11 protein-coding genes and 1 pseudogene are annotated in these 21183 nt (G+C 72.6%); 3 read left to right on the top strand and 9 right to left on the bottom strand.

Going from position 1 to position 21183, the window contains the following annotated elements; all coding sequences use genetic code 11:
* Genes PZC42_RS03415 through PZC42_RS03375 form a run of 9 tightly spaced genes read right to left on the bottom strand, consistent with a single transcriptional unit; the run spans position 1 to position 17413 of the window.
* On the bottom strand, positions 1–696 hold the full coding sequence (locus PZC42_RS03415; protein WP_277209272.1) for a hypothetical protein: 696 nt from the start codon (positions 694–696) through the stop codon (positions 1–3).
* A gap of 20 nt (positions 697–716) precedes the next feature.
* The gene (locus PZC42_RS03410; RefSeq protein ID WP_277208417.1) at positions 717–2378 is read right to left on the bottom strand and encodes a serine/threonine-protein kinase; all 1662 of its coding nucleotides are present in this window, start codon (positions 2376–2378) and stop codon (positions 717–719) included.
* Positions 2379–2388: 10 nt separating this feature from the next.
* Positions 2389–4188, bottom strand: a complete 1800-nt coding sequence (locus tag PZC42_RS03405; RefSeq protein ID WP_277208414.1) for an FHA domain-containing protein — start codon at positions 4186–4188, stop codon at positions 2389–2391.
* Positions 4188–5042 carry a PP2C family protein-serine/threonine phosphatase gene (locus tag PZC42_RS03400; protein WP_277208412.1) on the bottom strand — a complete coding sequence of 285 codons (855 nt, stop codon included), beginning with the start codon at positions 5040–5042 and terminating at the stop codon, positions 4188–4190. Before PZC42_RS03400 ends, PZC42_RS03405 begins: the two co-directional genes overlap by 1 nt.
* Positions 5039–6595: an RDD family protein gene (locus PZC42_RS03395; protein ID WP_277208410.1), complete on the bottom strand. Its 1557-nt coding sequence runs from the start codon at positions 6593–6595 to the stop codon at positions 5039–5041. The genes PZC42_RS03400 and PZC42_RS03395 overlap by 4 nt, the downstream gene beginning before the upstream one ends.
* On the bottom strand, positions 6592–8994 hold the full coding sequence (locus PZC42_RS03390) for a transglutaminase TgpA family protein (RefSeq protein ID WP_277208408.1): 2403 nt from the start codon (positions 8992–8994) through the stop codon (positions 6592–6594). Before PZC42_RS03390 ends, PZC42_RS03395 begins: the two co-directional genes overlap by 4 nt.
* Positions 8991–10277 carry a DUF58 domain-containing protein gene (locus tag PZC42_RS03385; RefSeq protein ID WP_277208406.1) on the bottom strand — a complete coding sequence of 429 codons (1287 nt, stop codon included), beginning with the start codon at positions 10275–10277 and terminating at the stop codon, positions 8991–8993. Before PZC42_RS03385 ends, PZC42_RS03390 begins: the two co-directional genes overlap by 4 nt.
* On the bottom strand, positions 10274–11245 hold the full coding sequence (locus tag PZC42_RS03380; RefSeq protein ID WP_277208404.1) for an AAA family ATPase: 972 nt from the start codon (positions 11243–11245) through the stop codon (positions 10274–10276). The genes PZC42_RS03385 and PZC42_RS03380 overlap by 4 nt, the downstream gene beginning before the upstream one ends.
* A gap of 60 nt (positions 11246–11305) precedes the next feature.
* Positions 11306–17413: an Ig-like domain-containing protein gene (locus tag PZC42_RS03375; protein ID WP_277208401.1), complete on the bottom strand. Its 6108-nt coding sequence runs from the start codon at positions 17411–17413 to the stop codon at positions 11306–11308.
* A gap of 321 nt (positions 17414–17734) precedes the next feature.
* On the opposite strand from PZC42_RS03375, the gene PZC42_RS03370 reads away from it, so the two are divergent.
* The 3 genes and pseudogenes from PZC42_RS03370 to PZC42_RS03360 all read left to right on the top strand — a co-directional run bounded on the left by PZC42_RS03370 (position 17735) and on the right by PZC42_RS03360 (position 21104).
* On the top strand, positions 17735–18229 hold the full coding sequence (locus PZC42_RS03370) for a YajQ family cyclic di-GMP-binding protein (RefSeq protein ID WP_171782394.1): 495 nt from the start codon (positions 17735–17737) through the stop codon (positions 18227–18229).
* Positions 18230–18301: 72 nt separating this feature from the next.
* Positions 18302–19266, top strand: a pseudogene (locus PZC42_RS22625) (TIGR03885 family FMN-dependent LLM class oxidoreductase).
* Positions 19263–21104, top strand: coding sequence for a glycoside hydrolase family 15 protein (locus PZC42_RS03360; protein WP_277208395.1), 1842 nt, complete (start codon positions 19263–19265; stop codon positions 21102–21104). Before PZC42_RS22625 ends, PZC42_RS03360 begins: the two are co-directional and overlap by 4 nt.
* Positions 21105–21183 lie beyond the last annotated feature (79 nt).

The raw sequence follows: 21183 nt of genomic DNA, 5'->3' as shown, positions 1-21183 counted from the left end.
TCAGGCGTCGTCCTTCAGGTCGAGGAGGGGGAGGTCCTCCTGGGTCACGAGTCGCGAGGTCACGGCATGCTCCACGAGTCGGGCACGCCGGTTCGTCGCCGCCCCGCCGGGTCCGCCACGCAGCCCTTTCACCCCGATGCGGTCGAGCTTGTCGCACACGTTGTCGAGCTTGCGGTTGAAGCGGGTGGTCGCCCAGCCGAGCCGCCGCGCCGCGTCGGCGCTGGACGGGATCTCGCTCAGGCCGGTGCCCTCACGGCGCAGCATGGGTTCGGCGAGCGCGACGATGAGCTGCTTCTGGCTGATGGTGAACCGGACCGCTCCGATCGTCGTGGTCCCGGTCGCCGACTCCTCGGTGCTGATCTCGGAGTACGGGGCGTCCGTGAGCGAGGCGGTCAGCTCGTACGTGGTGGGCCCGGCCGTGAAGACCACGGAGGTGGTGGGGAAGACCACCGGCAACCTGTTGCCGGGCGGCAGCCAGGACTGGACCCCGCCACGCAGGTCGCAGACGGTCGCCGCGACGGCCGACCCGATGTTGCTCAGCCACCAGATGCCCTCCTCGCTGGTGAACCGGAGGAACCGGCGGTGCAGGTAGAGGTTGTCGTCGATCGCCAGGTGACCCTCGCGCCCGATGTCGAACGGCTCGCCCGGCTCCGGGTGGAACCACTCACCGCAGAACTCGATCGCCAGCTCGCCCATCTGTCCCCCGTCCTCGTCCGTCAGGCCTCGTCCGCGCACGCCTGCACCGCCACGGACGGTTTGCTGGCCCGCACCACGACGACCTCCACGCACACGTCCTGGCCGGGGTCGTCCGGCACCCGCACCGAGGTCTCCGCGGTCTCCTCGTACCGCGACTCCGACGTCAGGGAGAGCTGCCGCCACCCGTAGACGTCACCGTCCTGCAGCTCGCGCGGCGGCTCCCAGGTCACCACGACGTCGTCACCGTCGACCGTGGCGTCCAGCTCACGGACGGGTGGGACGTAGCCCCCGAGCGGCTCGACCGGTCTCACCGTGGTCGACTCGCCCGTCGGCTCGGCCTCCGGTGTGCCTCCGGTGCTCGTCACGAGCCACCAGACGAGACCGCCGACGGCGACGAGCCCGACCGCGCCGCCGACCAGCGGCCACCACGACGTCGAGCGGGCCGGCGCGTCGTCGACGGCCCCGTCGGGGGTGGCCGACGACGGCGCCTGGGTCCGGTGCACCGTCTCGTCGACGGGCACGCCGGCCCACTCCTGGCCGCCGGCCACCGTGGGGACGATGCCCGGCCCTGCGCCGACCGGCGCCGTGCCGGTGGGGGCGGCCACCAGACCAGGAGCCCCGACCAGGGGGACGGAGGAGCCGCCCGCGGTCGGTACCGCAGGGCTGCCCGCCGACCCGGCCGAGCCGGGCGGTCCCCACGAGCCCGGCGACGCGGCCGACCGTGCGGCCGGCGCCTGTCCCGGGTCGATGGCCGTGATCCGGTTCATCCGCGTGCCGTCGGCCTCGTCCTCCTCGACGTGCACGCCGCCCGACTCGTCGAGGATGTCGATCGGGGTCATGTCCCGCGCCAGCTCGACCTGGACCTGCTGCATCGCGCGAGCGAACGCCAGCGCTGTGGGGTACCGCGAGGCCGGCTGCTTGGCCATCGCGATCCGGAGCACCCGTTCGAGCGAGTCCGGCACGTCCCCCCGCCCGGTGCCGGGCAGCGGCGCCGTCGCGATCCGGCTCATCAGGTCCGCGGAGGCGTTCGACCCGCCGGGCACCTCGAACGGCGTGCGGCCGGCGAGCAGCGTGTAGCAGGTGGCACCGAGCGCCCAGACGTCGGTGGCGATCCCGCTCACGGGCGGGTCCCCGAAGGACTCGGGCGGCGACCACGGGATGGACATGCCCTCTGCGACGGACGCGGAGTCCACGGTGGAGGAGATGCCGAAGTCCGTGAGCACGGGGTGGCCGAACTGCGTGACCAGGATGTTGGCGGGCTTGATGTCGCGGTGCAGGATCCCGAGGCGGTGGGCGGTCTCCACCGCACCGGCGATCTGGATGGTGGTCCGCATCGCCTCCGCGACCGAGAGCCGCTCGCTCCGGTAGCGCGAGCCGAGGTTCGGCCGCGAGCAGTGCTCCATCGCGAGGTACGGACGGTTGTCCGGAGCCACCCCGGCCTCGAACATGGTGACGATCGACGGGTGGTTGCCGAGCGTGGCCATCAGGTCCGCCTCGGCGTCGAACGCCGCCCGCTGCGTGTCGCTCGACCACTCCTTGAGCAGCACCTTCACCGCGACCTGTCGCCGGGGTCGGCGCTGCTCGTAGAGGAAGACGTCGGAGAACCCGCCGGAACCGATCAGCTTGCGGAACTCGTACCCGGGGATCTCGGGGGGCGCCGAGGGCGCGCGTCTGCTGCTCATGTGCCCGCCCTCACCAGATGCCCTCGAAGGTGAGCGCGACCCCGTCACCGAGCTCCACGACGTCCCCGTCGGCGACGATCTCCTTCTGGTTGGGGTGCAGTCGTCGCGGCTCCTGGCCGGGTCGCAGCAGCATGGTGCCGTTGGTCGTCGCGAGGTCCTCGACCAGCACGTGCCACTCCTCGAGGGTGACCTCGATGTGGGAGCGCGAGATGTCCTGCTGCGGGCTGGTCACGGTCACCAGGCGCGGCATGCGGTCCGCCGAGGTGGTGGACGTCCGCGGGCGGCGTCCCACGACCACGTCACGGTCGAGCTCGACGGCCTGGCCGCCGTCGACGTCGTTGACCCCACCTGTCGCCGTGCCGGACGAGACCAGGATGCGTCCCAGCAGCGGGCGCGGCACCCGGTGCGGCTCGCCGTCCAGCGGGTCGAGGCAGGTGCGGCAACGCTCCCGGGTCGGTGGGTTCGGGTGGCCCTGCGGGCAGGACAGCGCCAGGACGTCCTGCGCCCCGGGCGTCGCCGGGACGCTGAACTGCGGCACCCCGCCGGCGGCCTCGCGCAGCGCCGCGAGCTCGCCGGACATGATGGTGTGGCCGTCGTGGTCGTCGACCGCGCCAGGGTCCTGGTCGCCCGGGGACACGGGCGCCTCGTCGGCACTCACGGCAGCGGCCCGGGACACTGCCCCCGGGGTGCCGCCCAGCGGGGAGGGCTGGGGTGCCGGCTGGAGTGCCGGCTGGGGTGCGGACGCGGCGCCCGGCACCTGGGCGATCAGCCCACCGGGCTCGCCGTCCAGCGGGCCCGGCTCCGGAGCGGACAGCGGGCCCGGCTCCGGCGGGACGGGGGCCGACGGCGGTACGGGGGCCGACGGCGGCTCGGCGTGCGGCGGCGCGTCCTCCTCGCCCTCGTCCTCCTCGGTGGTGCGGACCGCCGCGTCCTCGACCCGGCGGAAGACGGTGTCACCAAAGAGGTGCTCGTAGCCGTCCTCGTCGTCGTCGCCCAGCACGGTGTCCTCGGAGACCGTCACGGCCGGCGCGTCGGTGCCGTCGCGCGCCGGTTCGTCCGCGGGCTTGGAACCGGCGCCGTCGGCCGGCGCCGGCGAGTCCTCGGCGCCGCCGATGAGCGTCTCGTGGCCGGGCACCGCGTCGGTCACCAGATCGGACCCCGCGTCGGGCACCTCGTCGGGCAGAGCAGGGGCGGCGGCCGTGGCGCGCACGACGCCGACCTTCTGGCCCGGGACGGGCCACTCGCTCGGGTCCGCCGCGGCGGCGGAGGGCTCCGGCGCCGCCGGTCCGTCCGGCGCGGCCGGAGCTGCCGGCACGGCGGTCCCGACCCGGAGGCCCGACGCACGGACCACACCACCGACCAACGGCCATGCGGGGGCGCCGTCGACTCCCCCGGCGTCGGACGTGCGCACGTCGACCGAGGTCGCACCCTCGACGACCCGCTCCGCCCACATGAGGACGTCCGCGCCGGTCACCTCGACGAGGCCGGTGCCGGTCCCGACGACGACAGACGCCGTGGCCCCTCGGACCGCGACCCGCGCGGTACCGCTCGCGTCGTCCCACGTCGCCACGGCGAACGGTGGGATGTCCGTCAGGGCAGCCGCAGCCTGGGCCAGCACCCCGACGACGGCCACGACGCCTGCCGGGGTGTCCCCACCGCCGCCGGCGTGCCGGCCACCGGTGCTCCCGGCGGACAGTGCCGCCCACAGCCGGCCCACGAGCTCCGCGTCCACCGGTACGGGCAGCAGCACCACGGTGTCGCCGCGCACGATCGCCTGAGCGCCGCCCTCGGTGTACTCCACCGTCGTCATCAGTCCTCCTGTCCTGGCACCGATGCTCCGCCGCGCCAGCTCTCGGCTCCGGTCGGCACCGTGTCTTCGTCGGGCACGAAGGCGCCACGGGGGGTCGTCGTGGTGCGGTCCGTCCCGCCGACCCCGCTCGTCACGTCCACCACGACCACCGTGATGTTGTCCCGTCCGCCGGCCGCGATCGCCTCCTCGACGAGGCAGCTGGCCGCGTCCTGCGGGTCCGGGTGGTCGAGGAGCACCTGGGCGATGCGCTCGTCGGTCAGCTCGACGGTGAGCCCGTCGGAGCACACCAGCAGACGATCATCCAGCACCAGCGGGACGTACCGGAAGTCCGGGCTCGGCGTGTCGTCGGCCCCGAGGGCCCTGGTCACGACGTTGCGACGCGGGTGGTGGCGCGCCTCCTGCACGGTGAGCAGGCCGGCGTCGACGAGCTGCTGCACCTCGGAGTGGTCCACGCTCACCTGGTCCAGCGTGCCCGCGGACAACAGGTATGTCCGCGAGTCGCCCAGGTTGACGAACAGCCAGTAGGGCACGTCGTCCTGGTAGGCCACGACGGCGCCGGTCACGGTGGTGCCCGCTCCCCGGCCGCCGGGGCCGGTCTCGATGCCACGCACCCGCTCCTGCGCGGCGGCGACCAGGTCGACCACCACGTCCGGGTCGACCCGCGCGACGTCCCGCAACGGGCTCAGCGCCTCGAGCGCGAGAGCGCTGGCGACCTCCCCGGCATCGTGCCCGCCCATGCCGTCGGCCACGAAGAAGACTCCGTCGCCCGCGAGATAGCTGTCCTCGTTGACGCGGCGACGGCGGCCCTCGTGCGTCGCCGCTCCCCAGCTGAGCACGACCTCGGCGGCGGTCATGCGCCACGCACCAGGTGGACCACGATGCGCCGGTCCCCCACATGGATCGTCGATCCCACCGGCACCCGGACCCGCGCCCCGGGTTCCGCCACCCGCGGCGGCAGGCCGGCCGCCGAGATGACCGTGCCGTTGGTCGATCCCCGATCGGTCAACCAGAGACCCGCCGAGTCGACACCGAGGTCGGCATGGTTCTTCGACACCGACCGGGTGGGGTCGTCGACGCGGACCAGCAGGACGTCCTCGCCCGCCGAGGCCTCCGGGTTCCGGCCGATCCGGGCAAGACCGACGACCGTCTGCCGGTCGCCCGACTCCAGCTCGAGCTCGACGGCGGCGACAGGAGCGGGCGCGAGGGCGTGATGCTGGACAGGAGCCTGCATGCGCGTCGCCTCGAACGACGTGTGCTCCTCGGGGACGTCCTGCGACGGCGCGGGTTGCACGGCCGGGGCGGGCGCAGGCGCCGCTGCCGGCGCCGGCTCCGGGGCGGGCGCGGGGGCCGGTGCAGGTGCCGACGGCGGGGCGGCAGGGCTCTCGCTCCCCACACCGGGCACCCCGGTGATCAAGCCGTCACCGCTCGCCCCGGGAGCCAGCGCCGGGTCCGGGGTCGGGGTCGGGCTGTACGCCGGTGCCTGGTACGGGTCGGGCGCCGCCGCAGCCGGGTAGCCGTCCGCCGTCGGCGGGACCGGCGCGGGAGATGCGGGCGCCCCGCTCGGCGACGAGGCGGGGACCGCGAGCGACGACGGGTACGGTGCCACCGACGCCGGCCCCGCCGAGGCGACCGCAGCGGGATGCTCGGCGGGCTGCGCCGAGGCCTTGGCACGCACGTCGACGACGACGGCCTTCGCCGCCTTGTCGTGCCAGCCCTGCTTGCGCCCGCCCGCGTCCCACAGCGGGCTGAGGAGCACCACGTACTGGCCGATACCGACCAGGAGCGAGCCGGCCGCCACCACGAGGTAGCGCAGGAACGCCCGGCCCACCCCGATCGGCATCCCACCGTCCGCGCTCTGCACCCGCATGCCCAGGAGCAGGTGGCCGAGCGTCTTGCCCGTCCGTCCCTCCCAGATCAGCAGGAACAACCCGTAGGCGAGCGGGAGCGCGAGCGCCACCCCGAGCACGGTGAGGATCTGACCGAGGACGGCGGCGAACTCCGGGTCACCGGGGGAATAGACCCCGGCGGGCAGGTCGACCAGCATGAACCCGAGGCCGTAGGCGACGCCGAAGAGGAGCCCGGCGACGGCGCCGTCGATCAGGTGTGCCACGAAGCGCCTGCCCACATGGGCGTACGACGGCGGCCGGGCGGCCGCGGTGGATGCCGGCTGCCACGCCGACGGCACCTGCGTCGCGGTCATCATCTCCGGCTCGGTGGTGCCGGTGTCCATCGAGACCGGTGCACCCGGGTCTCCACCGCCGTACGACCGCTGGATCGTTCCGCGTGGCCCCTCCGGCGAGACCTCCACCGGCCGACCGGTCCGGGGGAACTCCCCCCCGCACACGGCGCAGAACGGCGCTCCCGCCCGCTGGGTCGACCCGCAGCCCGCACAGACCACGTCACTCATCGCTTCTCCTCGCTCCTGATCCAGCGACTGCGCGCGCGGACCGAGCGCAGGGAGAGCGCGGCCCGGAGCCGCCGGCCCCGCGGCACGCCCGCCCGCATCCCGCCCACGAGCTGGTCGATCTCCAGCCAGAAGCCCTCGGCCTCCGCGGTGCTGGACTCTCCCGCCCCGAAGACGCTCACGTCTGCGCGGTGGGCGACAGCGAGCGTACCCGGTGCCTGGTGCTCGGTGGCGATGAGCTGGGCGCTCTCCCGCCGTGTGGCCGAGGCCGGCACGGTGCTGCCCAGGTCCGTGGCGACGTCGACGACCTCGTGCCAGCCACCACTGAAGCGCTGGATGGCCTCGTCGGCCAGCCTCCGCTGGGCCCGGCGACGTGCCTTGTAGGCCAGGATCGCGACGATCGGGCCCAGGATCAGCAGCAAGGGGATGCCGACGGCCAGCACGAGCAGCCCGAACCGGGCCCAGTCGAAGGCCTCGTTCTCGACCTCCTCCTGCTCGTCGTCCTCGACATTGCCCGCCTTGGACTGGTCCGGCTCCACCGGGGGCTCCGGCTCCTGCAGCACGGGCGGCTTGGGCACCTCTTCCGACTGCGGCTCGGGCTGGATCTGCGGCTTCTGCTCGGGGACCGCCTCGATCGGCACCCACCCGTGCCCCTCGAAGGGGACCTCGACCCAGGCGCGCACGTCGCTGCCGAGCACCGTCCAGGGCTCGCCGGGCGTGTACCCGCTGTCCTCGCCCGGCGCGAAGCCCATGACGACGCGGGCGGGGATGCCGGACTGCCGGGCCATCAGGGCGAGTGCGACGGCGAACTGCTCGTCGTCGCCGACCATCTTCTCCTCCTGGACGAGCGTGTCGATCCGCTCGGCCGAGTGCCCCGGCCGCGAGGGCGGCTCACCGTCGAGGCCGCTGGACAGCACCCCCGAGGCAGCGAGCGCGTCGCGCAGGAGGAACAGCTTCGTGGCCGGGTCGATCTCCTCGCCGGTGAACTGCGCCGTCTTGGCGGGCAGCCCCGGCGGCACGGCGGCGTCTGGGACGTCGGGCAGGTCGGCGGCCAGCACGGTGCCTCGCTGCAGCTCCTCCTCGTCCGGAACCTCGGTCACGAGAGCGTTCAGGGTGTAGGTGTCCCCCGGGCGCACGCCCTCCGTCGTGATCGCCGTCCGGGTCGCCGAGTTGTAGTAGGTGCTGCCGTCCTGCGCGGCGGCGTTCGGGCCCGTCCATCGCACACCCGTCAACGCACCGACCTCCGGCACCCAGACGCCGGTGTACCCGGTGACGTTCACCTCCACCTCGACGGGGTCCCCCGTCGCAGCGGTCGCGATGCTCTCGCCCACGCGACTGTAGACGCCGGTGTCGCCGCCGTCGCCCGAGGCGTCGAACACCACGCCGTCGTACCGGTCGAGCGTGGCCAGCCGGACCCGGCCCTCGGCGGGCAGGTCGCTGATCGTGAACAGCTCGTCGGTCCGCTGCTCCTTGGCGTAGTGCCGGAACGCGACCAGCGGGCTGGCGTACTGGTGCAGGTCCAGCGGCGGCACGATGGTCTCGCGGAGCACCGTGCGGGGCGCGGACGGCATGATCGCCGGGGCGACGAACGCGGCCGTGACGGCGGCGACGCCCAGGATGGCGGCTCCGGTGCGGACCCGGTACCAGCGCAGGCGACGGATCGCGGCGCTGCTCGACTCGGTCGCGATCGAGTGGGTCCCGACACGGGCCTCCATGGCCCGCACCCCGCCCCAGAGCAGCCCCACGAGCGCGATGACGGCACCCTGCAGCACGGGGAGCGCCTCGTCGAGGGTGCCCAGCAGGATCACGGCGACGAAGCCGACGACGACCGGGGCGAGCGCCCACACGGCATGCCGGGCACGCCAGGCGATCGTGCCGGCGACCAGGGAGACGATCAGCAGCAGCAGGTAGGGGACGACGGCCAGGTCCGGGAAGGAGCTCAGCGGCGGTGCCGTCGTGACGAACCGCTTCCAGCCCTCGACGGCACCGAGCAGCAGGTCGTACAGCGTCTCCAGGCTCGGCACCACACCGGCGATCGCCGTGTGACGCAGTGCGAAGACGCCGCCGAAGAGCAGGTAGCCGAGCACCGCCAGCGCCGTGACGGTCACCGCGGAGAACCGGCGCCACGCACCGATCCAGGCGACGCCCAGGCCCACGACGACGCCGCCCGCAGCGGGCAGCAGGTAGCCTGCCGAGCCCCAGACCGGGCCGAACCCCACCACGACCGTCCCGAGCAGCACCAGCAGGGCCGCCAGGTCGACGAGTGCGGGCAGCGTCGTCGCGCGAGGGACCGAGTCCTGGTGTCGCCGGGTGGTGCCGCGCCCGGTGCCGGTGCGGAACTCCTCGCGGGCGCTCGTGTCCTGCCGGGCGGGTCCGCCGCCCCGCGTGGTCTCGTGGGTCATGCGTCGCTCATCTTCTTCAGCGCGAGCGGCAGGTCACCGAGCCTGCCCAGGGTCAGCACCCCGACCTCGGCGATCGAGTGCCGCGACAGGCTGGCGCCCGGCACGCACTGGATCGCCATCACCGTCACGCCCACCGGCAGCCGGGAGGACGCCACGCGCAGCTCGGTCGGGGTGACCTTGCTGCCGACGACGAACGCGATCACCGAGGCGCTCGCCGAGCTCGAGGCGACACCGCGGGCGAGATCCACCAGCTTGCTGTGGGAGGACACGGGCTCGATCCGTGACAGGTCGTCGAGGAGGCGCGTGTGGTGGTCCCCGCGCAGGCTGCCCGTGTGGACGAGCACCGTCACGCCACGGTCCTCCTTGATCGCCTGCAGGCCCAGCGAGCCGCACACGGAGACCGCGAGCTCGAACTCCTCGTCGCTCGCGTAGTCCTGCGCCCGGGTGGACAGCAGGACCGCCAGGTGGGACCGCCGCGTCTCCTCGAACTGGCGCACCATCAGCGTGCCCGTCCGCGCCGTCGTCTTCCAGTGGATGTGGCGCAGGTCGTCGCCCGGCGCGTACTCGCGCAGGGCGTGGAACGAGATGTCCGAGTCGGTGAGGTCGGTGGTCGCGCGACCCTCGAGGTCGCGGAGCAGGCCGGTCGACGAGCTCGCCAGGTTCTTCACGGCCGGGTGCACGTACAGCTCCTGCTCGTCGGTCCAGGTGACCTCGCGGCGCAGCAGCCCGAGCGGGTCGGCCCGGACGGACTTCACGGGGCCCACCGTGATGACGCTGCGGCGCCGGGTGGGGATGCGGAAGATCTCCTCGTGCGTCCCGCCACCCCGCAGGCGCGGCACCGGGAACGCGGCGGTCCCGCGGCCCACCGGAAGCTCCATCACCGACGGGAGGAGCGGCCGCGCGGCGGCGTTGCGGACGTCGAGGCGGCCGACGGCGGGGTCCCCCACGGTCACGCGCGACTGCGTCAGCGTCAGGGTCACGTCGTACCGCAGCCTGCCCAGCACGAACACGATCGCCGCCACGAGGGCGACCGTCAGCACGATCGCCGCGACCAGCACCTCGAGCCAGCCGAGCATGAGGCCCGCGACCCACGCCGCCACGGCGACGACCAGCACGGCGATGCCGAAGGTGCTGAGCGCCCGCGTCACCGGGGCGCACACCCGGATCACTGCGGACCACCCGTCCCGCAGTACGGCGAGGGCGGTCACCCACCACGCCCCCGTGCGGAGCCGCGAGGCCGCGATGCGCGAGGGCCGCGCGCGCCCTGTCACTGGCGTCGTCATACCCCGGCGCGCTCCTGCGGTGCCGCCACGTCGGCGAGGATCCTTGCCAGGACGACCTCGGCCCGCGCCCCGGTGAACTCCGCCTCCGGGTCGAGCACGAACCGGTGCGCCCACACGGGCTGGGCGAGCTGCTTGACGTCGTCGGGCAGCACGTAGTTGCGCCCGTGCGCCGCCGCCCAGACCTTGCAGCACCGCACCAGGGCCAGGGCGCCACGGACCGAGACACCGATCCGCGCCTCGGGGGCGTTGCGGGTCTCCTCCGACAGGCGGCTGATGTACTCCAGCACGGCCTGGTCCGTGTGGACCGTGGCGGCGAGGTCGGCCATGTCGGCGACCGCCTTGGTGGTGATGATCGGCTGCAGGGCCGCGCTGCGGTCGCGGGTGGCCGACCCCGACAGGATCTCCACCGTGGAGGCGTGGTCCGGGTAGCCGACCGACGTCTTCATCAGGAACCGGTCGAGCTGCGCCTCGGGCAGCCGGTAGGTGCCGGCCTGCTCGATCGGGTTCTGGGTGGCGATGACCATGAACGGGCGGCCGACGTCGTGCGCCGTCCCGTCGACGGTGACGCGCCCTTCCTCCATCACCTCGAGCAGCGCCGACTGGGTCTTGGGCGAGGCCCGGTTGATCTCGTCTGCGAGCACGATGGACGCGAAGATCGGGCCGGGCCGGAAGTCGAAGGTGCCCATCTTCTGGTCGTAGATCATCACGCCCGTCACGTCGGACGGCAGCAGGTCCGGTGTGAACTGGATGCGGTTCTGCGTGCCCTGCACCGAGGCCGCGATGGCGCGGGCCATCGCCGTCTTGCCCGTGCCCGGGGCGTCCTCGAGCAGCAGGTGGCCCTCGGCCAGCATGCAGGTCAGGGCGAGGCGCACCACCGGTGCCTTGCCCAGCACCGCCAGGCCGACGTTGCCGCTCAGACGGTCGAACGTCTGGGCGAACCATGCCGCCTGCTCGGGGGTCATTGTCATCTCGGGGCTTCCTTCGTGCTCGTGCGTCGGTTCATGGACAGGGTGGGACGGCGCGCCTGGTCACCAGGTGCGCGCATCGCTCTGGTAGTAGCGCGTGCCATCGATCACGACCCCGACCTGGGTCCCGTTGTGGCCGTAGAAGCAGGTCATCTGCGCGGACGACGTGCCGCTCAGCGAATACTGTCGGCCGGGCCCGCCCGGGGACGTGTAGACGGTGCCGTCGCTGCCGGGCACGATGTTGTGCCAGCCGCCCGAGTACTCCGGGTTGGACCCCGACCAGCACTCCACCTTGTGGGAGCCGCTCGGGAAGTGCTGCGTGTTGACGACCATGTAGTAGCAGTTGCCGGACGAACACCCGTTGATGACGCCGGTTCGCGCTCCCTTGGTCACCCAGGCGCGGGGGGTCGGCGGGGCGTCCGTGGTGTGGCTCGCACTCGCCCACGACCCGCACCCGGCCTCGTTGCAGGCCCTGGCGCGCAACGTGTACGTCGTGCTGTGTGCCCTCGGCGTGTCCCGCGTGAACGGCCAGCTCGTCGCGCGGCCGCTGCCCGTCGTGCCGCGGGTGTACTCCCACTCGATGCGCTGCACCGCACGGCCGCCGTTGTTGCTCGGCGCGGTCACCCGGAACCGACCCTGGTCGTCGGCGATCTTGGACGCCGAGACCCCGGGAGCACCAGGTGTGGTGTACGGCGTCACCGCGTTCGACTGCGCCGACCATGCCGAGCAGGTGTACTGGTTGCACGCCCGCACCTGGAACGTGTACGAGGTGCCGTTGCTCAGGCCGGTGTAGGTGTACTCGGTGGTGTTCCCGGCGTTCTGCGCACCCGACCCGTTGGCGCGCACCTGGTAGTACGGCCCCGGACCACGGATGTCCGACGAGGCGCTCCAGCTCACGATCGCCCGCCCGCTGGTGTTGCTGCCGAGCCGGGCCGAGACGTTCGTCGCCACCGCCGGCGTGCCGTACGGCACCACGGCGTTGGACGCCGGGCTCGTCTCGGACTTCCCGGCCTTGTTCTCGGCCGACACCGTGAACGTGTAGCTCGAGGTGGTGTTCAGGTCCTGGACGGTCTGGGAGGTCTTGGTGCCCGCCACCTCGATCGTGCGGACCTTCGAACCGTCCTTGATGACGTCCAGGTAGTAGGTCTTGATGGCGTCACCGTTGGTGTTCGGCTGGTCCCAGCTCACCGTCGTCTGGCCGCCCACGGCCGTGTCGACGCGAGTGGCAGACGGCGCGCCCGGCCGGAACGGGGGGCCGGCCGGGGTCTCCGGCGCGGACGGCTCGGACCAGTCGGAGGGGTCCGGAGCCTCGTTCTCGGCCTGGACGCGCACCGTGTAGGCCGTGCCGTTGGTCAGCCCCTCCCACGTGAACGTCGTGGTGGACAGGCAGGTCTGCTGGATCCGGCCGTCGGCGGGTGCCGGGCTGATCTCCAGGTTGACGCACTCGATCGGCGACCGGTCGGTGTACGTGCGGTTCTTCCACGTCACGGTCAGGGACTCGTCGCCGAACTCCAGTCGCGGCGGATCCGGCTGGTCCGGCTTCTGATCCGGGCGCGCCTCCGCCGAGGCCGGCGACTCCTCGGACTCGCCCACCTCGTTGGTGGCGGCCACCGTGAACGTGTACGTCACGTTGTTCGTCAGACCGCCGAACGTGCAGGTCGTCGTCGTGCACTCCTGCGATCGGCCGTCGTTGGTGCGCAGGGTGTAGCCGGTGATCTCCGCACCGTTGTTGTTCGGCTGCTCCCAGCTCAGCACCACCGTCTCGGAGCGCACCTCCTCGACCACCGGGGCGCGGGGCGCCTCGGGCCGGCCGAGGACGGTCACCTTCAGCGACCCGTCGACCTGTCGGTCCGGGTCCTCGGTGGCGTCCTGCACCGTGTATCGGACCGTGAGCACGCCGTGGAAGTTCTCGCCCGGGGTCACGATGACCTCGGAGTCGCTGAACGACACCTCTCCCTGGCCCGTCTCCCCGTAGGCGCCCACGATCGTCAGCGGCTTCTCCGGGAACGGGTTCGTGTCGTTCTCCAGCACCGGCACCCGGATCTGGACGCCCTGGTGGGCGTCCGGCACCTCGTCGGGCGACGTCTGCACCAGCGGCCGCGTGGATCCCACGACGGTCACCGTGAGTTCGCCGCCGACAGGCGGGTTCTGTCCGTCGGAGACGGTGAACGACAGGCCCGTCGACGTGCCCTTCGGCACGGACGGCTCCACCTGCGCCGTGACGGTGCCGCCGGTGACGGAGGTCGTGATCCCGTCACCGCCGGACACCTCGAAGGTGAGGGCGTCGCCGTCCGGGTCCTCGACGTACCGGGCCAGGTCGACGGTGCCGTCCTCGCCGGCGGCGACCTCGAGCGCGGGCGAGCCGACGATCTCGGGCGGGAGGTTCTCGGACGGGACGACGTCGATCGGGAGCGTGAGGACCGCCGTCAGGCCGTCCGCATCGTCCGGTCCGTCGCCGTCGGTGACCTCGAAGCTGACCGAGGCTGCGCCCGCGTAGTCCTCGGCCGAGGTGTAGACGAGGGTGTCGTGGTCCTCGACCGCGACGGAACCCTGTGCCGCCTGCACCGTCTTCTCCTCGGTGATGCGAGGTTCGCGGCCCTCGCGCACCACCACGTACTCCTCGAGATCGATCGTCAACGGCTCACCGCTGGTCGCCTGCAAGGGATCCAGCCCAGGCTGGAGGTAGGGCCGAGCCTGGTCTCCGGGCACCCGCACGAAGGCCTTCGCCTGGAGGCCGTCGATGTCCGTGACCGTGTAGGTGATGACGCGAGCGTCCGCGGTGAGCGCCACGGTGACGTGACCGTCCTCGGTGACCTCGACCCCGTCGAGCTCCTCGTCCACCGTCACCGTGAGGTCCGCCGCGACACCGTCCGGGTCGATGTCGTTCGCCAGCACGTCCACGGTGACGGACGTGGCGCCCTGCACCTCGTCCGCGGTCACGACGTCGTCCACGGCGATCGGGCGCAGCAGAGGCGCTTCCTCGTCGACGACGAGGCGGATCGCCCCCGTCGCCCGAGCCTTGAAGTCGTCCTGGATCGTGTAGTAGAAGGCGTAGGTCCCCTCGGCGTCCGGTGCCGTCAGGACGACGTCCTCGTCGACCGCCTTCGGCTCGATACCCTCGGGCATCCCCTCGAAGCCGTCCGCGACCAGACCGATCTCGTCGCCGTCGGGGTCGGAGTCGTTCTCGAGGGCTCGCACCGCGACGGTGCGCCCCGGCCGCACGGTGGTCTCGTCGTCCACCGCCTGCGGCGGCTGGTTGGTCGCGGGCGGGGCGGAGATCCCGACACGGATCGCCCCCTGCCCGACGGCGCCGCGGGTGTCGGTCACCTCGTAGGTGAGCGTGTCGAAACCCGTCGCCCCCTTGCCTGCGGTGTAGTCGATGTAGCCGTCGACGATCGTGGCCGTGCCCTTGCTCGGCGCCGCGGAGATCGAGCTCAGGACGACATGGTCGCCGTCCGGGTCGGTCCCGTCCAGCGGCAGCGCGATGCGGACCGTGCGGCCGCTGAGCACCCGTGCCTCGGTGTCCGGGACCTGCGGGGCGGCGTTCTCCTCGCCCCCCTGGATCGTCACCGTCACCTGGGCGGAGTCCTTCTGGCCATTGCTGTCGAGCACCTCGTACACGAGGTGCGCCGTCCCCGGCTCGGAACCGGCGCGGAACCGCACCGTGTCCTCGGAGACGAACGCCTCGCCCAGGGCGGCGTCGGGCTCCTCCTGCAGCTCATCGTTGAGCACGAGGTCGAGCCCGTCAGGGTGGCTGTCGTTGGCGAGCACAGGGATCGTCACCACGTCACCGGTGTGGACGAGCGCCTCGTCCGGGCCGGCCTCCGGGGGGCGCAGCACGTCGGGGGCGGGGATCGGGACCACGCGGACCTGGCCGGTGGCGGCCCCGGAGGCGTTCGCCACCGTGTACTCGAAGGTGATCGGCTCGTCGAGCCGCTTGGTCTCGGAGATCTTCAGCACGTGGTGGTTCAGCACGCTGACGTCGATCGGGGCGTCAGCCGGTACGTCCACGGACGGCACGACGAGCACGCCACCCGCGGGGTCCGTGTCGTTGGCCAGCACGTCGAGCAGAGCCGTGCCGTTGGTCGGCAGCAGGACCTGGTCGGAGACCGCCACCGGCGCCGAGTCCGAGTCCGGCGGTGCGATCACGTCCACCCGCACCAGACCGATCGTCGAGTTCGGGCCGTCGCTGATCTGGTACGTGATGTCGTAGGAGCCCGGCTCGTCCCCCTGCGCGGTGAAGGTTCCCGCCGCGAGGTTCTGCGTGATCGCGATGCCGTCCTTCTCCGCGACGTGGACCAGGCGCAGCGTGTCGCCGTTCGGGTCGTAGTCGTTCGTCAGCGGCGAGACGGTGACAGGCTGCCCGCTGAGGACCGTGACATGGTCCTGCACGGCGATGGGCGGGACGTTGGTGGCGACGACGTCGACCAGGAGACGGCCCTCGAACGGGCGGCCGGACGAGTCGGACACGGTGAGGTCGACGATCTTGCGGCCCGTGGCGCCGCCGCCGTCGCGGAACTCGACGGTGCCGTCGGGACGGAAGCGGACGTCGTCGTTCGGGTCGGCGGTGCCGGCGTGGGACAAGAAGAGGTCGTCGCCGTCCGGGTCCTCGAAGTACGGCAGGACCTTGATGGTGCCGGTGCCGTCCTGGCCCACCTGCAGCACGGGCTCGCCGGTCTGCACCGGCGCCTCGTTCTCGGACGACGGGATCACCCGCACGGTCACGGACGCCGTGTCCGTGCCCTTCGGTCGGCCGTCGTCGACCTCGTACGTGAAGGTGTACTTGCCGGTCGCGTCCGCGGGCACGTCGACCTGCAGCGCGGCACCGTCCAGGACACGGTCCACGGTCAGGTCGCCGTCCGGGGGCGAGTCGACCGACACCGTCATCACGTCCCCGTCGGGGTCGACGTCGTTGCGCAGCACGTCGAGCACGGTGGTGCGTCCGGCACGGACGCCGAACGAGTCGTCGGCCGCGATGGGTGGCCGGTTCTCCTTGTCACGCTCGGCGACGAACTGGTCGACCTGCTCAGGGATGGTCTCCTCGGACTCCGCCTCCTCGCCCTCGGCGTCCTCCGGGATGGTGAGCTCCCAGTCGTCGACCTTCTGGAAGTCCTCCGCGGCCATCCACAGGGTGCCGTTGACCATGTCGTTGAGGACGATGACGTCGCGGTTCACCCGGTAGGCGAGGGACGTGGTGTCGTTGATGCCCTCGAGCACCATGTCCTCGTCGTGGTCCACCCCCGGGCAGTCGCGGACCACCTGCCCGGACAGCGACCACGCCCCGTAGGTGCATCCGCCGAGCTGGACGGGCCGGGCGGGCGTGCCGTTGGCCGACCGCGTCGTCGCCGTGCCACCGCCGAGCGGCTGGTAGACCAGGCCCCGGGGCGTCGCGAGCACGACGACGTCGGACGCGCCGGACGGCTGCTGGAGCTGCGCCTCGGCGCCGCCGTCCAGCTCGACCGCGTCCCCTCCGGGCAGCACCACCTTCCCGGTGGAGCGGTCGAGCACCACGACGTCGTCGCCGACCGTGGTCAGCTGGATCTCGGCGTCGCCGTGCACCGGCATCCGGTCCTCGGTGTGACCGGCCACCGCGCCCCGCTGCCCTGTCGTGATCGTGTACAGAGCGCTCTCGGAGGGGACCGCGACGAACACCGTGCCGTCCTGGGCCACGGTCACGGCCCCGCCCGTACCGACCTCGAGGTCCGGGTCGAGGGCATCCTCGTCGAACGCGACGCTGCCGTCGAACGGGAGCACCCAGACACGGCCGGTGTCGGCGTCGTGGACGGCCGTCGTCGCGCCGCCGGTGGCGACCTTGGCACCGGCCGGGAACTTCATCGTGCCGCGCAGGGTGAGCTGCGCGGGGTCCACCGGGCTCGCCGACGAGTCGCCCCCGCTCTCCAGCAGCACCCGTTGCGCGTTCTGCTGCACGTCGAAGCTGACGGAGTTGGCCAGCAGCGTGCCGTCCAGGGCCTGCGCCTCGTGGTTGAACCGACCGAGCGTGCCGGTCGACGTCTGCGTGACCCAGACACCGGAGTCGTTGAGGTCGATGTCCGCCGTCGCCTCACCGTCGTACCAGATCGCGAACCCGGCCAGACCCGCGCCGAACAGGGCGACGACGCCCGCGGACGCGACCGACCGGCGGTTCTCGTAGACGCGTGAGACAAGGCTCATGCGAAGACCCTTCAGTAGTTGTCCAGCACTGCTGCGTCCCGTCGCCTGACCGCGTGCGAGCACGACCGACCGCTCGCGCGCTCCGCGAGGCGTGTCCGGATGGCCCCCTGCCGGCGTCGTCGGCGACGAGGCGCGGCGACTCCGGAACGGATCCTACCGTTGCCCGGGCCGATCGGACAGGGTGCCCGGTGGGCAGAACTCCCCATCGGCCCCGCCCGAATTGTTGGGGTATGGCACCGTGCGGCGGCGGCCCCCTCCGAACGGCCGGTGCGCCGACTACGGTGGTCACACATCCGGCACCCCAGCAGAAGGAGCACCGCCATGGCCGACTCGTCGTTCGACATCGTCTCCAAGGTCGACCGCCAGGAGGTCGACAACGCGCTCAACCAGGCCGCCAAGGAGATCAACCAGCGGTACGACTTCCGTGGCGTCGGAGCCTCGATCTCCTGGAGTGGCGACGCGATCGTCCTGGTCGCCAACTCCGCGGAGCGCGTCAACGCCGTCCTCGACGTCTTCCAGACCAAGCTCATCCGGCGCGGTGTCTCCCTCAAGGCGATCGACACCGGCGAGGGCGAGCCGCAGGCGTCGGGCAAGGAGTACCGCCTGCCTGCGACGCTCAAGGAAGGGCTGAGCAGCGAGGACGCCAAGAAGATCACCAAGCTGATCCGCGACGAGGGCCCCAAGGGCGTGAAGACGCAGATCACCGGCGACGAGGTGCGCGTCAGCTCCAAGAAGCGTGACGACCTGCAGGCCGTGATCGCGCTGCTCAAGGGCGCGGACCTCGACGTCGCGCTGCAGTTCGTCAACTACCGCTGACGGCGCAGGTCAGCCGATCACGACCCGGTGGTCGCCCGTGCACGCAGCGAGCACCGGTGATAGTCGTGGTGGGTGACTCGCTTCGGATTCCACGCCTCGCACGAGCAGATCGGCCCCGCAGAGCTCCTGGACGACGTCGGCGCGGCCGAACGCGCCGGGTTCTCCGGAGCCATGTGCTCCGACCACCTCGCACCGTGGAGCTCCGCGCAGGGCGAGTCCGGGTTCGCCTGGTCCTGGCTCGGCGCTGCCCTGGCGACCACCCAGCTGCCCCTCGGCGTCGTGACCGCTCCGGGCCAGCGCTACCACCCGGCCGTCCACGCACAGGCGATCGCCACCCTGGCGGCCATGTTCCCGGGTCGGTTCTGGGCGGCACTGGGCAGCGGGCAGGCGCTCAACGAGCACGTCACCGGTGACTCCTGGCCACGCAAGAGCCTTCGTGAGGCACGGCTGCTCGAGTGCGTCGACGTGATGCGCGCGCTGCTGGCCGGGAGGAGGTGACGCACGACGGGCTGATCACGGTCGACCGCGCCCGGGTCTGGTCCCTGCCGGACGTCCCGCCGCCCCTGCTCGGTGCCGCCGTCACCCCGGCCACCGCCGCCTGGGTCGGCGGCTGGGCTGACGGTCTGATCACCGTGAACCAGCCCCTCGACGACCTGCGGCAGGTGCTCGACGCCTTCCGGAGCGAGGCCGGCGACGACAAGCCCGCCGTCCTGCAGGTGCACGTCAGCTGGGCAGCCACCGACGAGGAGGCCCTGCGGATCGCCCACGAGCAGTGGGCGCCGGCGATCTTCGGCAGCCCCGTCGGCTGGGCGCTCGACCTGCCCCAGGAGTTCGAGGAGATCGCGAGCTACGTCAGCCCCGAGGACATGCACCCGAGCGTGCTGGCCAGCAGCGCGGCGCAGCAGCACGTGGACTGGCTCGCCGAGCTCGCCGAGCTCGGCTTCGACGAGGTGTACGTCCATCACGTCGGCAAGCAGCAGGCGCCGTTCCTCGACGTCTACGGCAGCACGGTGCTGCCCGCCCTGAGGGCGGCATGACGCCGGCTCCCATCGACACCCACGGGTTCCTGTCCGACACCCACACCGTCGCGCTCGTCGCACCCGACGGGAGCGTGGACTGGCTCTGCACGCCGCAGGCCGACGGACCCAGCCTCTTCGCCCGCATCCTCGACCCCGACCGAGGCGGTCGGTGGCAGGTCTCCGTGGTCGACGGGCAGGTCACCGGGCGCCGGTACGTCCCGGGCACCTTCGTCCTGGTCACCACGTGGGAGGGGCCCGACGGCGTCGCCGAGGTCGTCGACCTGCTGGACGTGGCGCCCTCGGACGACCCTGACGAGTTCGTGGCCGGCCACCGGCTCCTGCGCCTGGTGCGCGTCGTGCACGGCCGGGTGCGTGTCGCATGCACGATCGACGCCCGCCCGGACTACGCCCGCCGCCGGCCGGGCTGGCACCAGGACGGCGACACCTGGATCGAGGACGTCTCCGGTGTTCGCGTGCACTGCGGCGCGCCCCTGGACACCGACGGCGACCTCCTGACCGGCACCACGGATCTCGGCGTCGGCGACCAGGCCGTCTGGGCCCTCGGCTACCTGCCCGACAGCTTCGACCCGGACTGCCTGCAGCACGCCGACGAGCTCGTCGAGCGCACCGGGACGGCCTGGCGGCAGTGGGGCGAACGATCCCGCTTCGACGGCCCGGCACCCGAGGCGGTGCTGCGCAGCGCACTGGTGCTCCGCGCGCTGTCGTTCGACGACACGGGTGCGCTCATGGCGGCCGCCACGACGTCGCTGCCCGAGGAGCTCGGCGGCGAACGCAACTGGGACTACCGCTACACGTGGCACCGTGACGCGAGCCTGCACGTCATGGCCCTCAACCTGCTGGGTCACACCGACCTCGGCCGACGCTACGGCGCGTTCCTCGTCGACAGGTGCGTGCGCGGTGTCGAGCGGCTGCGGCCGATGGCCGGCCTGCACGGGGAGCAGAGCGGCGCCGAGGAGCACCTGGACCACCTGGACGGTTACGCGGGCTCCCGCCCCGTGCGGATCGGGAACGAGGCGTTCGACCAGGTCCAGCACAGCACGCACGGGTTCGTGCTCGACACCGCCCTCATCCACCACCGGCTCACCGGCGAGCTGCCGCCGGGGCACTGGGAGGCGATGCGGGACGTCGTCGACGCCGCCTGCCACCAGTGGCAGGAGCCTGACGCGCACATGTGGGAGCTGCGCGGGTCCGCACGCCGCTACACCCACAGCAAGCTGATGAACTGGGTCGCCATCGACCGCGGGATCCAGCTGGCCGAGGACCTCGGCGACGACGAGGCCCCCCTGGACGCCTGGCGCGACAACCGCGACCAGGTCCGGGCCGACATCCTCGAGCACGGGTGGGACCCCGACCAGGGGGCGTTCACCATGGTCGACGGCGAGCCGGCCCTCGACGCCTCGCTGCTGCGCCTCAGCCTGCTCGGGTTCCTGCCCGGGGACGACTCCCGCGTGGTCGGGACCATCGATCGCATCGCCGAGCAGCTCGGCGACGGGCCGGCGCTCGTCCGCCGCTACGACACCGACGAGGTGGACGACGGGGTCAGCGGCGGTGAGGGCGCGTTCCTGCTCTGCTCGTTCGAGATGGTCTCCGCCCTGGTGCTCGCCGGCCGGGCGGAGGAGGCCCAGGCCCGGTTCGACTGGTTGGTCGCCCGGGCCGGCCCGCTGGGCCTCTACGCCGAGCAGATGGACCCCGACGGCGGGGCGCTGGGCAACTACCCGCAGGCCTTCACCCATCTCGGGCTCATCGAGGCCGCGGTGGCCCTGCGCTGGAGCACCGACGACGAGATGCTGCGCTCCTGGACGCGCCGCGAGTCGGGGGCCCTGCGCGCGACGTAGTGAGGGCACCGTGGCAGCTGGAGCGACCGCTGTGGCCATGCCGAGGACGCCGGGGCGGATACCCTGCAGCATGCGATCA

The sequence above is a fragment of the Isoptericola croceus genome, assembly GCF_029382255.1.
GTDB classification, from domain to species: Bacteria; Actinomycetota; Actinomycetes; order Actinomycetales; family Cellulomonadaceae; genus Isoptericola; species Isoptericola croceus.
Note: the sequence above shows the minus strand (reverse complement) of the source record. Positions and strands in the feature narration are given on the sequence as shown.

What these genes read in the sequence shown, in the direction of transcription:
- PZC42_RS03415 (WP_277209272.1), bottom strand. Translation starts at nt 696, where the DNA reads ATGGGCGAGCTGGCGATCGAGTTCTGCGGTGAGTGGTTCCACCCGGAG.
- PZC42_RS03410 (WP_277208417.1), bottom strand. Translation starts at nt 2,378, where the DNA reads ATGAGCAGCAGACGCGCGCCCTCGGCGCCCCCCGAGATCCCCGGGTAC.
- PZC42_RS03405 (WP_277208414.1), bottom strand. Translation starts at nt 4,188, where the DNA reads ATGACGACGGTGGAGTACACCGAGGGCGGCGCTCAGGCGATCGTGCGC.
- PZC42_RS03400 (WP_277208412.1), bottom strand. Translation starts at nt 5,042, where the DNA reads ATGACCGCCGCCGAGGTCGTGCTCAGCTGGGGAGCGGCGACGCACGAG.
- PZC42_RS03395 (WP_277208410.1), bottom strand. Translation starts at nt 6,595, where the DNA reads ATGAGTGACGTGGTCTGTGCGGGCTGCGGGTCGACCCAGCGGGCGGGA.
- PZC42_RS03390 (WP_277208408.1), bottom strand. Translation starts at nt 8,994, where the DNA reads ATGACCCACGAGACCACGCGGGGCGGCGGACCCGCCCGGCAGGACACG.
- PZC42_RS03385 (WP_277208406.1), bottom strand. Translation starts at nt 10,277, where the DNA reads ATGACGACGCCAGTGACAGGGCGCGCGCGGCCCTCGCGCATCGCGGCC.
- PZC42_RS03380 (WP_277208404.1), bottom strand. Translation starts at nt 11,245, where the DNA reads ATGACAATGACCCCCGAGCAGGCGGCATGGTTCGCCCAGACGTTCGAC.
- PZC42_RS03375 (WP_277208401.1), bottom strand. Translation starts at nt 17,413, where the DNA reads ATGAGCCTTGTCTCACGCGTCTACGAGAACCGCCGGTCGGTCGCGTCC.
- PZC42_RS03370 (WP_171782394.1), top strand. Translation starts at nt 17,735, where the DNA reads ATGGCCGACTCGTCGTTCGACATCGTCTCCAAGGTCGACCGCCAGGAG.
- PZC42_RS03360 (WP_277208395.1), top strand. Translation starts at nt 19,263, where the DNA reads ATGACGCCGGCTCCCATCGACACCCACGGGTTCCTGTCCGACACCCAC.